Origin of the sequence: Lacrimispora sp. (genome assembly GCF_047605665.1) — a bacterium.
Taxonomy (GTDB): domain Bacteria; phylum Bacillota; class Clostridia; order Lachnospirales; family Lachnospiraceae; genus Lacrimispora.
Genome location: NZ_JASGFH010000003.1, coordinates 160394 through 174728, shown reverse-complemented (window position 1 = coordinate 174728; position 14335 = coordinate 160394). Strand labels below are relative to the sequence as shown.

The window sequence follows — 14335 nt, the reverse complement described above, 5'->3', positions numbered from 1 at the left end:
AATTAATATGTTGAAAGAAGAAATGAAAACTAGTGATTTTCTGCTTTCGGTTCGAGACCTGAAAGTGGTTTATACATCTGCTGGAGCAACTGTACATGCTGTGAATGGTGTTTCACTTAACATCAAGCGTGGTGAAAGCCTGGGGCTGGTTGGTGAGACGGGCGCCGGAAAGACGACTATTGCGAAATCAATTCTCGGCGTCCTGCCGAATCCGCCTGCAAAAATTTTGAATGGAGAAATTATTCTTGAAGATAGTGACTTGCTGAAACTTCCCGAAAAGGAAATGCGGAAAGTACGAGGTAACAAGATCTCGATGATTTTCCAGGATCCGATGACAGCCCTTAACCCGCTTATTACAGTTGGTGACCAGATTGCGGAAGTTGTTTCGCTTCACGAGTCTGTCAGCAAAAAAGAAGCAATGGATAAGGCAATGGAAATGTTGGAAATGGTAGGCATACCAGCAGATCGATATGCAGAATTTCCACATCAGTTTTCCGGTGGTATGAAGCAGCGCGTGGTCATTGCTATTGCGTTAGCCTGTAATCCGGAACTGCTGCTGGCTGATGAACCTACCACTGCTCTGGACGTAACGATTCAGGCACAGGTAATGGATATGATCAGTGCGCTGCAGAAAAAACTGAATACTTCTATGATTCTTATCACCCATGATCTGGGTGTTGTGGCTGAATCATGTGATAATGTGGCTGTTATCTATGCGGGTCAGATCGTTGAATATGCATCCAAGGAAGATCTGTTCCTCGATCCGGTTCATCCTTATACAATCGGTCTGTTCGGTTCTATTCCCAGCCTGGACAAAGATGTCAAACGGCTAACGCCCATCCCAGGCATGCCGCCGGATCCTGAGAATCTGCCCGATGGCTGCAGCTTTCATCCCAGATGCAAGCATGCAACGGAGGAATGTAAACACGGTGATGTTCCTTTCAAAGAAGTCAGCCCGAATCACTTTGTGCATTGTCATATGTGCCATTGCGACAAGGATGTTTAATATAATAAAGGAGCGATGATTATTATGGCAAATACTTTAATTGAAGCAAAAAATTTGAAACGATACTTTGACATACCCAGAGGTACGCTTCATGCTGTGGATGATGTGAGTTTTAGCATTGAAAAAGGAACTACAGTTGGTATTGTAGGTGAGTCCGGCTGCGGCAAGTCTACTCTTGGAAGAACAATGATTCATCTCCTTGAAAGCACGGGTGGTCAGATACTGTTTAAAGGCGAGGACATTACCAAAGTGAACAAGAAGAAGCTTATCGAGCTCAGAGAAGAGATGCAGATAATCTTCCAGGATCCTTTTTCTTCCCTGAATCCCAGAATGACAGTGAGTGAAACCGTTACAGAGCCGCTGCTTCTGTCAAAACGCTTCAGTAATAAGGAGGCAGAGGAACGGGCAGATGAGATTATGAATACGGTTGGTCTCGGTGCCCGCCTCTGGAATTCTTATCCTCATGAGTTGGATGGAGGAAGACGGCAGAGAATCGGTGTAGCCCGTGCTATTGCTCTGAACCCTTCGTTTGTAGTTTGCGATGAACCGGTTTCTGCACTGGATGTGTCGATACAGGCACAGATCTTGAATCTGATGCAGGATTTGCAGGAAAAGCAAGACTTGACCTATATGTTTATTACTCATGACCTATCAGTGGTGCGTCATATTTCTCAGAAAATCTGCGTTATGTATTTGGGTCAGATGGTGGAATCCAGTCCATCCAAAGAATTGTTCCAGCAGCCACTTCATCCTTACACCAAAGCGTTGCTGTCGGCGATTCCTTCTATCGATGTTCGGCATAAGAAAGAACGTCTCCTGCTTAAAGGAGAGTTGGTTTCGCCAGTGAATCCTAAGCCGGGATGCCGGTTTGCTGCGCGTTGCAACTATGTCTGTAACCGCTGTCATGAGCCGCAGACGCTGACCGAAGTATCGCCTGGTCATTTTGTTTCCTGCTGCCGAGTCGATGAAATAAACTGATCAATTCGATTTTACCATGGAGTAATGTGAGGTTTGGCATTTCGCAAACACTTACAAACCATCAATTAAAAAAGGAGAAAAGATTATGTACGAGAAAAGATTGAGAGGCGTAGTTATTCCTACTATTACGCCCATGAATGAGAATGGAACAATTGATGATACTTCTTTAAGGAATTTTACAAATTATCTGATAGAGGCAGGAACAAATGCGCTTTATCCCAATGGTACAAACGGTGAAAGTCTGCTAATGACAAAGCAGGAGCGTGAACATGTTGCTGAGGTTATGGCTGAGACCAACAATCACAGGATTCCGCTTTTTATTCAGTGTGGCAGTATGACAACGGAGGAAACTGCTTCACATGCAAAACATGCAGCAGCAATTGGAGCAGACGGTATTGGCATTATGAGTCCGGCATTCTTTGGTATGGATGAAGAGTCGCTTTTTCAGTATTATGCGGCTGTAATTGAAGGACTTCCCGAAGATTTTCCAGTCTACGTGTACAATATTCCCGGATGTACTACCAACGATGTTAGACCTTCTCTGCTGAAACGGTTAATGGCTGCTTATGAAAATGTAGTCGGTATCAAATACAGCAGCCCTGATCTCATGCGTGCAGAAGATTATCTCAATACGGTGGGTAGGGTTCCCGAGCTGTTGATTGGATGTGACAGTTTGTTTCTGCAATGCATGATGACTGGCGGGGTGGGGACAGTTACCGGTCCTGGCAGCATTTTCTATGAGAGATTCAACCGGCTGTACAGTCAATTTAGTGAAGGCGATTTCGCCGGAGCAATGGAAACCCAGAAGAAGATTGTAGAAACTGATAGAAAACTGGTGGGGATTCCCGGCATTCCTGCTCTGAAACACTTGCTGAAACTGAGAGGCGTGATCAGTACTGATATATGCCGTGCACCCCACAGAGCACTCTCTGATGCGGAGAAGCAGACTCTGGCGGAAATTTATGCTGAGTATTGCAAGGAGGAGATATTGTAATGAAAATTTCAGGGCATACGATGGGGACACCAGAGTATACGGTGATTGAAGCAATAAAGCTGTTTCATGATATCGGTATTGAAGGTGCAGAGATCGTTATTCAGGATGGATACTGTAGCGGTATTTCCTGTGCATGCAGTAAGGAAGAACTTGCTTTGGTAAAAAAGGCTGCAGAAGAAAATAGGATAGAAATCTCATGTCTTACACCATACAATTCATATTTTAACTCTTTGGATGAACAGATTAGAACTGCTGAAATTGATGCAATCTTAAAAGTGATCGATGCGTGTGAATACCTCGGCGCTCACTTTATTCGGATTTATGGCGGAAATCTACAGGCGGGCGATACAGCGAATTTATTGGAAAGAAGAGCAAAACTTGTTGAATCGATGCAGTTTCTGGGGGAACGGGCGGCAGAAAAGGATGTGACGTTGTTAATTGAAAACCATTTCAATACAATGGCCGTATCTGCAAAGGAAACTGTTGACCTGATCAGGGAAATTGATCATCCGGCTGTTCGTATTTTATATGATCAGGCGAATCTGAATTTTACCGAACAAGAAGATTATAAGGCGGCAATCGAGATTCAGCAGCAATATGTGGAGTATATGCACGTTAAGGATCTGGTGTTTAAAGAGGGTGTTGCGTTCAATTCATCTGAAGTTTCCCATCCGGATGAATCTGAAAGAAATGTGTATACGAGGATTGTCGGTGAGGGCATTATTCCATGGGCGGAGATTTTGAAGATGGTAAAAGAATATGGGTATGATGGATGGCTTTCTCTGGAATATGAGAGAAGGTGGCATCCGGATGATATACCTGATGCTTCCATTGGTATGAAAAAGTCAGCGGAATATCTTAAAAAGATAATTACTGAACAGGAAAAGGCGCTTCTTTCCCGGAATAACTGGGTTATCACTTAGTATTAATTTAGTCATGTTTATTGATGAATGGAACAATAGGCAGAGCTATGTAACCACTTTAAAATATTTAACGGAAGGCATCAAATTTGCAGATTCTTTGATGGAAGCGCCCGTTGGAAGATATGAAGCAGGACATGGTATTTTTGCCTTGGTGCAGGAGGGGATGACAGCAGATCTGGATAAGAATCTGATGGAATGCCATAGAAAATATGTTGATGTACAATTAGTTATCGATGGCATGGAAAGTATAGAATATGCAGATAGAATGTCATTGAGCCTGAATACCTCTTATAATGAAGAAGTGGATGTGGAATTATTCAGTGGAAGTGGGGAAAGAAAAATAGTTACAAGTGGGCAGTTTTATATTCTGTTACCGCGAGATGTACATAAGTGTTGTGGGATGGTGAATGGAGTTTCTTGTCATTATAAAAAATTAGTATTGAAGATTCCCTATATAGTATAAAGTATGACATTTTTTGACGATGGAGAGAAAAGTGAGGGAAATTATTAAAAGAGTAGCAATGTCATGTACGAGGATTTTGGTGCTCGGTTGAATATTACCATGTCAGAAGCGTTTATTCTTTTGTTTCTCAAGCAGCAGTGTTACTTAAGCATTGGTATTTGCCTTAGGAAAGTATAATCCGTTTAAAGTTTTGAAATATATGTTTCTGCTGTGGGTTGTATTAGTATTACTATTAGTATTAGTTACAGCAATCAGTATAAGAATTGTATTCCCCCATTTTTAAAAATAGAATATGATGCTTGATAAAATTATGGAAGATATTATACAAGGAGAAATTATAATGAATAAGATAAGAGTTGGTGTTATTGGTGCTGGGTATGTTTCAAAGAATAATTTTTTACCGGTTTTGCCAAGATTTGACGATGTTGAGTTCGTTGGCCTTATGGCCGGGAAGCTTGAAGAAGCGAAACAGGCACAGAGGCTGTGTGGAGCACAGAATGCGGTAGAAACCATGGAACAATTCGTGGATTTGGGTTTGGACTGTGCTTTTGTACTTACCCCAAAGGAGTGTCATGCAGATCAGATATCCTTTCTACTTCATCACGGAATAGATGTATACAGTGAGAAGCCGATGGCGACCACATTGAAAGATGCTGCGCATATTGCTGATGTGGCAGAGAAGACCGGTCAGAAGTTAATGATCGGATTTAATCGTCGCTATGCCCCGGTTTGCCAAAGAGCCAAGGAAGTATATACTGATATCCAGCCAGATGTCATTATCGGTCAGAAGAATCGTCCGAAGACAGAATATCGAGCTACACTGGAAAATGCCATACATATTGTTGATCTTATGCGCTTTTATGGTGGCGAGGTTCGAAATATTAATGCTATTTCCAAGTTCTCAGATCCTTATTATGAAACATTTACTACTGCACAGATGGAATTTGAGAACGGTGCATCAGGTATACTTGTAGCAGACAGAAGTGCAGGTCAGTGGGAAGAAACCATTGAGATGCATGGAGGCAGTCGTTCGGTATTGATTAAGATGCCTGACAGTGTGACTATAACCGATGAACGTGAAAAACATACGATGGAGATGACTCCATTAGCTATGGGGTGGGCGAAGTCTGAGGATAAGCTGGGATTCTCTAATGCAATTAGACACTTCCTGGATTGTGTGAAAAATAATCAGACCCCGATTACCAATGCGGCGGATGCTTTTAAGACACATGAGTTGCTGGATCGTATTTTGCGAAGCGCAGGCCTTCCTGCGATGGATTAAGGAGAGTTGGTATAAATGATTATAACTTCTGACATCAAAATAGCATTACTGGGGGTTAGCCACTGGCATGTGCCTTTATATTTGAGTGGACTTCCAGAAAACTCTGTTGTTGCCGTCAGTGACGAGAATGAAGCGATTGCATCTGAATATGCGATGAAATATAGATGTCCTGGATATCAGGATTATCGTAAGATGCTGATGGAAGCGAAGCCGGACTTTGTCTTTGCATTTGCGCCTCATTATCAGATGAAGGCGGTGGCAGATTATCTGATTGATAGCAAAATTGCATTTTCTATGGAAAAGCCGGCTGGATTGAATGGTAAAGAAGTGGAGAGCCTGTATCACAAGGCAGAGCAGAAGGGGGTATTCTGTGCGATTCCATTTGTTTGGAGATATAGCGACACGGTAAATGATCTGAAGAACAAGTATCTTACAACAGATATTCTCCATATGTCATATAAGTTTATCGCTGGGCCGCCATCCAGATACTTAAACACATCGAAGTGGATGCTTTCCAGTGAGACAGCCGGAGGCGGATGTATGACGAATCTAGGGGTACACTTCATTGATATGGCGCTATTTCTTACAGACAGTAGGTGTGCAGATACGTTATCTTCTATCTATCAGTGCGCATCAGAGTATGATATTGAGACCTATGCATCGTCTATGCTTCGTATGGAATCAGGTGCATCTCTCTTGCTTGAGAGCGGATATGCATACCCGATGTCAGAAGATTCCAAGAGAGAAAATCGGTGGACTATTGTAACGAAGAATGGTTATTACGTACTGGCTGAGAATAATCTTGCCATCCGGGAATATGGAAGTACTCCCACGAATGAATTGGTAAATACAGATAGTGATGTATATTATTCCATCTTCACCAAGACTACACTGGATGATTTTATGAATAGCAGGAAACCTAGAGCGTCTCTTAGCGAGATGCTGGTAGTTAGAAATATTTTGGACGAGATGAATCGCAAGGCAACTGGAAAATAAGAAGGCTGGATAACAAGGAGAGTGTATAAATGAAACTGGGCGGATTTGGACTCATGGGTGATTATCCTAAAATTAGCAAAGCGGGCTATGATTATGCAGAACTGGATATGCCGGAGATAGAAGAATTGAGCGAAACAAAATTCGCGGAATTTGTTAAAGAAGTAGAAGCAAAAGGATTTAAAGTGCTGATAGGATCAAGACTTTTCCCGATTACAAAGCCGACATTCTTTGCAGATGGTTTCTCGCCGACAGAATTAGTTCCATATTTGGAAAAGGTGTGTAAGAGAACCCGTGCATTAGGCATCCGCAAGATTATTCTTGGTAATGGAAAGGCACGTTTACTCCAGACACCAGCGGATTTACAAAAAGAACCATTATTTATTGAATTGCTCAGAGTGATAGCTGATATTGCGAAAACCAATGGGCAGGAATTGATCTTGGAACCATTAGGGCCAAAGTACTCAAATTATATTAACACGATTCCAGAAGCAGTAAGTATCATTAAAAAGGTAGATCGACCTAATGTATTTACAATGGCGGATCTCAGACACATGGTTGGTAATGAAGAACCTTTTTCAAATGTTGTAGAGTATGTGTCTTATATCCATCATGTTCATATTGATTATCCGATTTCTTACCCGGAACGAGAATATCCTGTACCAGAGGATGGTTATGACTATGGTGCTTTTTGGGAGGTGTTGAAACAATCTGGTTATGACGATACCGTGACAATCGAAGCGGATATTCCAAAAGATTGGAATCTGGCATATCAAAGAGCAATGAAAGCTTTTGGCAAATAAAGGAGATTTTTATGAGAATATTATCGTTTGGATCATTGAATATTGACTATGTGTATTTGGTAGATCATTTTGTGTCTAAGGGAGAGACCCTATCTGCTAAAACACTAAATGTGTTCATTGGAGGAAAGGGCCTTAATCAGTCAGTTGCACTTTCTCGTGCCGGAATTGTAACTTATCATGCGGGAGCGGTAGGAACAGACGGCCAGTTCCTTCTGGACGCGTTGGTTGAAGCCGGGGTGAATACGGATTACGTAAGGACCAGAGCGGATGTACGTACTGGCAATGCGATTATTCAGAATAATGCAGATGGGGATAATTGTATCATATTATATGGCGGGGCGAATCAAGCCATTGAACGTGAACAGATTGACGAAGTATTCGAGCATTTTACTGGCGAGGATTATCTGCTGATTCAGAATGAGATCAACAACTTGCCCTATATTGTGGATAAGGCAAAGCTTGTGGGAATGAAAGTGATTTTGAATCCGTCACCAATGGATGAGAAAGTGCTCGCACTGCCTTTGCATCGTATTGATTATTTCATTCTCAATGAGATTGAAGCATTCCAGATATTGGGAGAAGAGCACGAAGATAGTTTTGATGGGGAGCAACTGGCGGAGCGACTAAGAGTGAGGTTCCCAGAGGCCACGATTGTCCTGACTATGGGCGGTAAGGGTTCGGTTTGCCTTACTGGAACTGAGTGTATTAATCAACCAATCTATCAGGTCCAGGTTATTGATACAACTGCGGCAGGAGATACATTTACTGGGTATTTCCTGGGAGGTTTATTATCAGGGGAAACGTTAACTGATTCCATGAATATAGCCTCTAAAGCAGCGGCTATTGCAGTAAGCAGAGCAGGTGCCATGCCATCCATACCACATAAGGAAGAAGTGAAAGTATTTGCTTAAAGAGAGTTAAGCAAAACAATATGTGCTGGGTTAGGTAGGTTTGAGGATTCTTAATGCAACGAAAGACAATGTGGGTTCCGTTTATCACAGGATTGATTATCCCAGGGTGGCAATCTGTGCATGCAGTGGAAGGCGAAATGGGAATATTTGTAGGAAACAGTTATGAGCGTGGAAGAGGTCCTGAATTTGTAAAAGTAAATATTTCAGAGGTATCCAATCAGGTACGGGCTTTCCCGGTTCAATGGATTGGTTTAGAAAATTGTCAGATTAAAAAGGCTTATATGGATTATCTGAGCCCGCTAATGGCTGCAGACGGCATGATCCGTTTACCAGAATATTTAAGGAGGAATGATACATGAGATTTTTTATAGACACAGCAAATGTTGATGACATCAGAAAAGCAAATGATATGGGAGTGATCTGCGGGGTAACCACCAATCCTTCTCTTATTGCAAAAGAGGGCAGGGATTTTAAGGAAGTGATCAAAGAGATTGCGGACATTGTGGATGGGCCGATCAGCGGGGAAGTGAAGGCTACGACCATTGATGCGGAAAGAATGATCGCGGAGGGGCGGGAAATTGCTGCGATCCATCCCAATATGGTTGTCAAGATTCCTATGACTGTAGAGGGCTTAAAGGCAACAAAGGTTCTGTCTTCTGAGGGAATCAAGACCAATGTTACTCTTATATTCTCAGCTGCTCAGGCACTCTTAGCAGCTAGGGCGGGGGCTACATATGTTTCTCCTTTTTTAGGACGGCTTGATGATATTTCCACATCAGGAGTACGGTTAATTGAAGAAATTGCGCATATTTTTCAGGTGCATGATATTGAAACGCAGATTATTTCCGCCAGCGTGCGCAACCCTATCCATGTCATTGATTGTGCAAGAGCAGGTGCTGACCTTGCGACTGTTCCCTACAGTGTCATTGTCCAGATGACAAAACACCCCTTAACGGATCAGGGAATTGCAAAATTCCAGGAAGATTACCGGAATGTATTTGGTGAATAGAGATCGCTTAAGGAGGTTAGCGTATGAATAAAGAGTACCAATCTGTAAATGCAATCCGCGTGTTAGCAGCAGATTCCGTGCAAAAGGCAAACTCCGGCCATCCGGGGCTTCCCCTGGGAGCTGCTTCCATGGCATATGAATTATGGGCTCATCATATGAACCACAATCCGGCCAATCCAAAGTGGGAGAACAGGGATCGGTTTATTCTGTCAGGAGGCCATGGCTCCGCTCTTTTATATTCTCTTCTTCATCTGTTTGGTTATGGTCTGAAAAAAGAAGATTTGATGCAGTTCAGGCAAATGGATTCTCTGACACCGGGGCATCCGGAGTACGGACATACGGTAGGAGTAGAAGCCACTACTGGGCCCCTTGGAGCAGGCATGGCCATGGCGGTGGGAATGGCAATGGCTGAGGCCCATTTGGCTTCCATATTTAATAAGCCGGATTATCCTGTTATGGATCATTATACCTATGCGTTAGGCGGAGACGGCTGCATGATGGAGGGGATTTCTTCGGAGGCATTTTCCCTGGCCGGAACCCTGGGGCTGTCAAAGCTCATTGTCTTATACGACTCCAACAAAATCTGTATTGAGGGAAGCACTTACATTGTTTTTACAGAAAATGTCCAAAAACGAATGGAAGCATTTGGTTTCCAGACCCTGACCGTAGAAGATGGCAATGATCTGGCGGCCATTGGAAGAGCTATCGAAGAAGCAAAGGCAGATTATTTGCGGCCTTCCTTTATTACCGTAAAAACACAGATTGGATATGGCTGTCCAGGAAAACAGGGTAAGGCCAGCGCTCACGGAGAACCCCTGGGCTTAGAGCATGTTGATGCCATGAAGGAGAATTTAGGCTGGGAAAGCAAGGAACCGTTTTTTGTCCCTCAGGCCGTTTATGACCATTATAAGGAACTGGCAGAGCAGGGAGTCAGGGCGGAGAAAGAATGGCTGGATTTATGCCAAGGATACTGTATCGCTTATCCGGATATGAAAAAACTCTGGGATCAATACCATGATCCTGATGCTGCAAAGGCAGTTTTAGGGGATGAAAGTTTTTGGGCTTATGAGGACAAGCCTCAGGCAACCAGAAACTTATCGGGGATCATGATCAACCGTTTAAAGAATGTTCTTCCCGGCTTGATTGGCGGTGCTGCAGATCTGGCGCCTTCAACGAAGACGTATATGCAGGATGAGGGAGATTTCTCCAAAGAAAACTATAGAGGAAGAAATATACACTTCGGGGTAAGAGAACTGGCCATGGCCGCCATCGGTAATGGTCTGGCCCTTCATGGAGGTTTAAGGCCCTATGTATCCACCTTCTTTGTATTCAGTGATTATGTAAAGCCTATGGCAAGGCTGTCTGCATTGATGAAACTGCCAATTACCTATGTATTTACTCATGACAGCATTGGTGTGGGCGAGGATGGGCCTACTCATGAACCGATAGAGCAGCTTGCTATGCTCCGGGCCATGCCTAATTTTAATGTATTTCGGCCAGCCGATGCCACAGAAACAGCAGCTGCCTGGTATTATGCGGCTGCGGCAACAGATGGACCTACTGCTCTGGTATTAACAAGGCAAAACCTGCTCCAGCTTGAAGGGTCCAGCAGGGAAACCCTCAAGGGAGGCTATGTTCTGAAGGATTACGGAGATCACACTCCTGATGCGATCTTGATAGCCAGTGGTTCCGAGGTATCTCTGGCAGCAGAAGCTGCTAAGGTGCTGAAAGACAGAGGCACAAACGTCCGGGTAGTCAGCATGCCTTGTATGGATTTATTTGAACAGCAAAGTGAGGAATATAAAGAATCGGTGCTCCCTAAAGCAGTTCGCAGGAGAGTTGCGGTTGAGGCTCTGTCTGATTTTGGTTGGGGAAAATACGTGGGTCTTAACGGTGCTTACGTGACAATGCATGGATTCGGAGCTTCGGCTCCGGCACAGACATTGTTTGAGAAATTTGGATTTACTGTTGAAAATGTAGTAAAGACAGTGGAAGATCTTTTTTAATATAGTTTCTACGCTTTACGTAAAAGCCTGCCTATCTAAGTCGGAAAGGCGGGCTTAATCTTTTATAAAGATTAATATTTACATGATGTAGATCAATGAAAAACTGCTAATTACAAAAAAACACCTTAGGTATAATAAAATTCAACTTCGATTCAATGTAGTATTTGAGAAAGTGAGAAGTTTTTTTCCAGAACGAGTGAGAGGTTCTACCCACGAATATTGGTGGAGGGTTGTCCTTTTCTCATAAAAGCAAGTTGCTATATCATAGCGATCATGGAATGGATTGCAGATAAAGAAAAAGTCCCTGATGTGCGGTGGCACGAAGCTAAAGATCTAAGGTGCTTATTGTACTTGATAGTCTGGCTGTTAAAACAATATAAAGCCACTCCTTTGTCAAAGGGAAGGCTTAAATATTTTACTACGATTTCTATGAAAAGCCAGAGCGTCATGTTTTACATCTAATTGACGAAAGGTACTTCTATGATAAATTGGTCTCCTACCAATCAAATGGTTGGAAATAAGAATAAAACAGTTTTATACGCATAGCGTTTTAAATATCCAATTTCATAGTATTAATTTAAAAAAGTCAGTATTTTGCCATAGGCAAAGTGCTGACTTTTTCTTTTCGACAAAATACTCGCTTATTTTACATGTTGTACCCAATATAAGGCTTGAGAATGTTAACTCGATTCAACCGCGTTGCCGTTCCCCTCCGCTTCTGACATTTTGATTGATTTTCAAAATTCAGAAACGGAGGACAAGCCATATGGCAGAAAGAAAAGAATATCAGATTAATATTCAGGGACAGTTAGTTCCTGTCAGTGAAGAGGTATATTTAACTTATTATAGAATGAAGAGGCGGGAATTGTATCTGGAGGAAAAGGATGCAAGACATGGTGTATTTCATTACAGTGCTCTGGACACAGATGAAACTAACGGAGAAGATGCGATTCCTGATTTAGTTTCCAATTGTGTCGAAGACATGGTTGTGGACAAGCTGGTTGCGGAAAGTCTCTATCAGTGTCTTGGATTGCTTACTAAAGAAGAGCAGGAACTAATTTTTACATTGTTTTTTCAGAATAAAAGTGAACATCAGATATCCAGAGAAACAGGTATACCTCAAAAAACCATTCATAACCGAAAGGTTCGCATCTTGGCTCAATTGAAAAAACTTATGGAAAGTTAAAAACACATTGGCTCAATCCCCTCACAAAATTGGATTAGTAGTGAGGGGAAGAGTCTCTGTTTTCCCAAGCATACCTTGGAAAAATCATATTCAACAATTTGGATATGAAAATAGTGATTCCTAAAAAATACAGGTCTGAAAAGGAGAGGAAAATGGAAGAAAAGATTAAAGCCGGATGTATTTGTGAGGGAGATGTAGTAAGGTATTTTGACAGAAATGGAGATGAATTACATGATGGGGATGTTATAGAGTATGCCAGTGGAAGAACAGAAGTATTATATCTGACGGATAAAGGAGAACTCGGAACTGATGCAACGAATCCTGAATGGATCAGAACAGGCAGAGCCGAACCGGGTGAGTATGGCCTTTATCCCTTGACGGTTGCGGAGTTAAGGGAGATTGCATTAAAAGAGCCGAAGATAAAGGCAGAGCAGAAGACAGAAAGTTCTTTGGGATGGTGCGGACATGAAACGTAAGTGTTACTGAAAAAGAACCCCCAAGACTGATTCATTTAAAAATTTATGAAAAATTAAAAATAAGTTGGCTCAACCCCCTCACGAAAGTGGATTAATAGTGAGGGGGTATTTCTTTTCCCCAAAGGTACTTTGAAAATTTAATATCCGATGACTTGAATACGTTAGCTGACAGACCTGAAAAGGAAAAGCGACCTTGGAGGATGCGCTAAGACCACCTGTAGGAAAGCGGAGAGAAAAACAAAATCACTTATTCTTGTTTGTTTCTTTCTGCACCTATCAAAGACGGCCAAATAAGGTGCAAAGCGGTACCCATCCGGCCAGAAAACAGACTTGGCAGTCTGTTTTGCAATAATCCCGTCAGCCTATATTGATACTTCTGCCCAGTCACAGCCCCCTCTGACCAGGGGATCACGCAATGAGGGCAGCCGGCAGAGATCCTGCTGGGGGTGAGACTCCCATGATGCGGTTTACTATGCTTGCATAGTATTAGCCAGCTGCAGTTTAAGCCATCGCCCTATGAGCTACGACATAGTCGCAGTCTTGTGTGCTTGGGAAGTAGTGTCGAATTAAGCACAGTTTTTAGATGTTAGATTATAAAGACTTAATGTCAGAAGCGATGGGGATCACTCAGCAATTTTGCTTTATTTAAGAGCGAAATGAGTGGTCCCTGTATTTGTGCCATTAAGCAAATGAAAAGGAGGTTCATATTTTGCAGGAAGAAAAAAGAGCCATACGGCGTGGAAACATTTACTATGCTGATTTAAGTCCGGTGGTAGGCAGCGAGCAGGGAGGCAGCCGCCCCGTTCTTATTTTACAAAACGATATCGGGAATCGATACAGCCCCACGGTTATTGTTGCAGCCATCACAAGCCGGTCTAAAAGGGAACTGCCCACTCATGTTGAAATCGGGTGTATGGAGGCTCTCCAGAAGAATTCAGTGGTACTGTTGGAACAGATACGCACGATTGACCGCCTCCGGCTCTTTGAATACATAGGCAGTTTGGATGAGTCGAAGATGCTTTCAGTGGATCAGGCACTGGCACTCAGTATAGGGCTTAACAAGCCGATGATACAGTAGAAATGCAATTATAAAGAGAAAATTCTGTCAGTATAGGAGGAGATGTTTATGTCTAAGGAACAGGCGGCTAATGAAGTTAAATATAAGATCACACTGAAGTTCTTAAGAATTCTGCTTCAGAAAGATCTGATTACCAGTGAAGAGTACGAAAAAATCGATGATTTAAACCGGCAGACTTTCCAGCCTCAACTTGCAAAAGTATATGTGTAATAACAGTAGCTATTTTG

General features: G+C 42.6%; 16 protein-coding genes. All 16 read left to right on the top strand.

The genetic code is table 11. From position 1 onward, the window contains the following. Window positions 1-7: 7 nt before the first annotated feature. The 16 genes from QM657_RS03430 to QM657_RS03355 all read left to right on the top strand — a co-directional run bounded on the left by QM657_RS03430 (window position 8) and on the right by QM657_RS03355 (window position 14318). Window positions 8-1006, top strand: coding sequence for an ABC transporter ATP-binding protein (locus QM657_RS03430; RefSeq protein ID WP_415065140.1), 999 nt, complete (start codon window positions 8-10; stop codon window positions 1004-1006). A 24-nt stretch (window positions 1007-1030) separates the two neighbouring features. Next, window positions 1031-1984: an ABC transporter ATP-binding protein gene (locus tag QM657_RS03425; protein WP_415065139.1), complete on the top strand. Its 954-nt coding sequence runs from the start codon at window positions 1031-1033 to the stop codon at window positions 1982-1984. Between the two features lie 85 nt (window positions 1985-2069). Beyond that, window positions 2070-2978, top strand: a complete 909-nt coding sequence (locus QM657_RS03420) for a dihydrodipicolinate synthase family protein (RefSeq protein WP_415065138.1) — start codon at window positions 2070-2072, stop codon at window positions 2976-2978. Further along, window positions 2978-3901 carry a sugar phosphate isomerase/epimerase family protein gene (locus tag QM657_RS03415; RefSeq protein ID WP_415065137.1) on the top strand — a complete coding sequence of 308 codons (924 nt, stop codon included), beginning with the start codon at window positions 2978-2980 and terminating at the stop codon, window positions 3899-3901. Before QM657_RS03420 ends, QM657_RS03415 begins: the two co-directional genes overlap by 1 nt. Before the next feature lie 13 nt (window positions 3902-3914). Next, window positions 3915-4364: a YhcH/YjgK/YiaL family protein gene (locus tag QM657_RS03410; RefSeq protein ID WP_415065136.1), complete on the top strand. Its 450-nt coding sequence runs from the start codon at window positions 3915-3917 to the stop codon at window positions 4362-4364. Window positions 4365-4704: 340 nt separating this feature from the next. Beyond that, window positions 4705-5646 carry a Gfo/Idh/MocA family protein gene (locus QM657_RS03405; RefSeq protein ID WP_415065135.1) on the top strand — a complete coding sequence of 314 codons (942 nt, stop codon included), beginning with the start codon at window positions 4705-4707 and terminating at the stop codon, window positions 5644-5646. Window positions 5647-5661: 15 nt separating this feature from the next. Further along, window positions 5662-6642, top strand: a complete 981-nt coding sequence (locus QM657_RS03400) for a Gfo/Idh/MocA family protein (RefSeq protein WP_415065134.1) — start codon at window positions 5662-5664, stop codon at window positions 6640-6642. A 29-nt stretch (window positions 6643-6671) separates the two neighbouring features. Continuing rightward, window positions 6672-7442: a sugar phosphate isomerase/epimerase family protein gene (locus tag QM657_RS03395; RefSeq protein ID WP_415065133.1), complete on the top strand. Its 771-nt coding sequence runs from the start codon at window positions 6672-6674 to the stop codon at window positions 7440-7442. A gap of 11 nt (window positions 7443-7453) precedes the next feature. Next, entirely contained in the window at window positions 7454-8353 is a 900-nt protein-coding gene (locus QM657_RS03390) for a ribokinase (protein ID WP_415065132.1), read from the top strand. A gap of 53 nt (window positions 8354-8406) precedes the next feature. Then, entirely contained in the window at window positions 8407-8712 is a 306-nt protein-coding gene (locus tag QM657_RS03385; RefSeq protein ID WP_415065131.1) for a hypothetical protein, read from the top strand. Further along, window positions 8709-9362 carry a fructose-6-phosphate aldolase gene (fsa, locus tag QM657_RS03380; RefSeq protein ID WP_415065130.1) on the top strand — a complete coding sequence of 218 codons (654 nt, stop codon included), beginning with the start codon at window positions 8709-8711 and terminating at the stop codon, window positions 9360-9362. Before QM657_RS03385 ends, fsa begins: the two co-directional genes overlap by 4 nt. A gap of 23 nt (window positions 9363-9385) precedes the next feature. Further along, the gene (tkt, locus tag QM657_RS03375; RefSeq protein WP_415065129.1) at window positions 9386-11368 is read left to right on the top strand and encodes a transketolase; all 1983 of its coding nucleotides are present in this window, start codon (window positions 9386-9388) and stop codon (window positions 11366-11368) included. 766 nt (window positions 11369-12134) lie between these two features. Further along, entirely contained in the window at window positions 12135-12554 is a 420-nt protein-coding gene (locus QM657_RS03370; protein WP_415065128.1) for a sigma factor-like helix-turn-helix DNA-binding protein, read from the top strand. A gap of 104 nt (window positions 12555-12658) precedes the next feature. Then, window positions 12659-13030: a hypothetical protein gene (locus QM657_RS03365; RefSeq protein ID WP_415065127.1), complete on the top strand. Its 372-nt coding sequence runs from the start codon at window positions 12659-12661 to the stop codon at window positions 13028-13030. Between the two features lie 709 nt (window positions 13031-13739). Continuing rightward, a complete protein-coding gene (locus tag QM657_RS03360) occupies window positions 13740-14108 on the top strand; it encodes a type II toxin-antitoxin system PemK/MazF family toxin (RefSeq protein WP_415065126.1) in 369 nt (122 codons plus the stop codon). A 48-nt stretch (window positions 14109-14156) separates the two neighbouring features. Beyond that, entirely contained in the window at window positions 14157-14318 is a 162-nt protein-coding gene (locus QM657_RS03355; protein WP_415065125.1) for an SHOCT domain-containing protein, read from the top strand. Window positions 14319-14335: the final 17 nt, after the last annotated feature.

Coding starts and splice junctions, on each gene's coding strand:
- QM657_RS03405 (WP_415065135.1), top strand. CDS start 4,705: ATGAATAAGATAAGAGTTGGTGTTATTGGTGCTGGGTATGTTTCAAAG.
- QM657_RS03400 (WP_415065134.1), top strand. CDS start 5,662: ATGATTATAACTTCTGACATCAAAATAGCATTACTGGGGGTTAGCCAC.
- QM657_RS03355 (WP_415065125.1), top strand. CDS start 14,157: ATGTCTAAGGAACAGGCGGCTAATGAAGTTAAATATAAGATCACACTG.
- QM657_RS03410 (WP_415065136.1), top strand. CDS start 3,915: ATGTTTATTGATGAATGGAACAATAGGCAGAGCTATGTAACCACTTTA.
- QM657_RS03430 (WP_415065140.1), top strand. CDS start 8: ATGTTGAAAGAAGAAATGAAAACTAGTGATTTTCTGCTTTCGGTTCGA.
- QM657_RS03395 (WP_415065133.1), top strand. CDS start 6,672: ATGAAACTGGGCGGATTTGGACTCATGGGTGATTATCCTAAAATTAGC.
- QM657_RS03420 (WP_415065138.1), top strand. CDS start 2,070: ATGTACGAGAAAAGATTGAGAGGCGTAGTTATTCCTACTATTACGCCC.
- QM657_RS03425 (WP_415065139.1), top strand. CDS start 1,031: ATGGCAAATACTTTAATTGAAGCAAAAAATTTGAAACGATACTTTGAC.
- QM657_RS03365 (WP_415065127.1), top strand. CDS start 12,659: ATGAAAATAGTGATTCCTAAAAAATACAGGTCTGAAAAGGAGAGGAAA.
- QM657_RS03385 (WP_415065131.1), top strand. CDS start 8,407: ATGCAACGAAAGACAATGTGGGTTCCGTTTATCACAGGATTGATTATC.
- tkt (WP_415065129.1), top strand. CDS start 9,386: ATGAATAAAGAGTACCAATCTGTAAATGCAATCCGCGTGTTAGCAGCA.
- QM657_RS03415 (WP_415065137.1), top strand. CDS start 2,978: ATGAAAATTTCAGGGCATACGATGGGGACACCAGAGTATACGGTGATT.
- fsa (WP_415065130.1), top strand. CDS start 8,709: ATGAGATTTTTTATAGACACAGCAAATGTTGATGACATCAGAAAAGCA.
- QM657_RS03390 (WP_415065132.1), top strand. CDS start 7,454: ATGAGAATATTATCGTTTGGATCATTGAATATTGACTATGTGTATTTG.
- QM657_RS03370 (WP_415065128.1), top strand. CDS start 12,135: ATGGCAGAAAGAAAAGAATATCAGATTAATATTCAGGGACAGTTAGTT.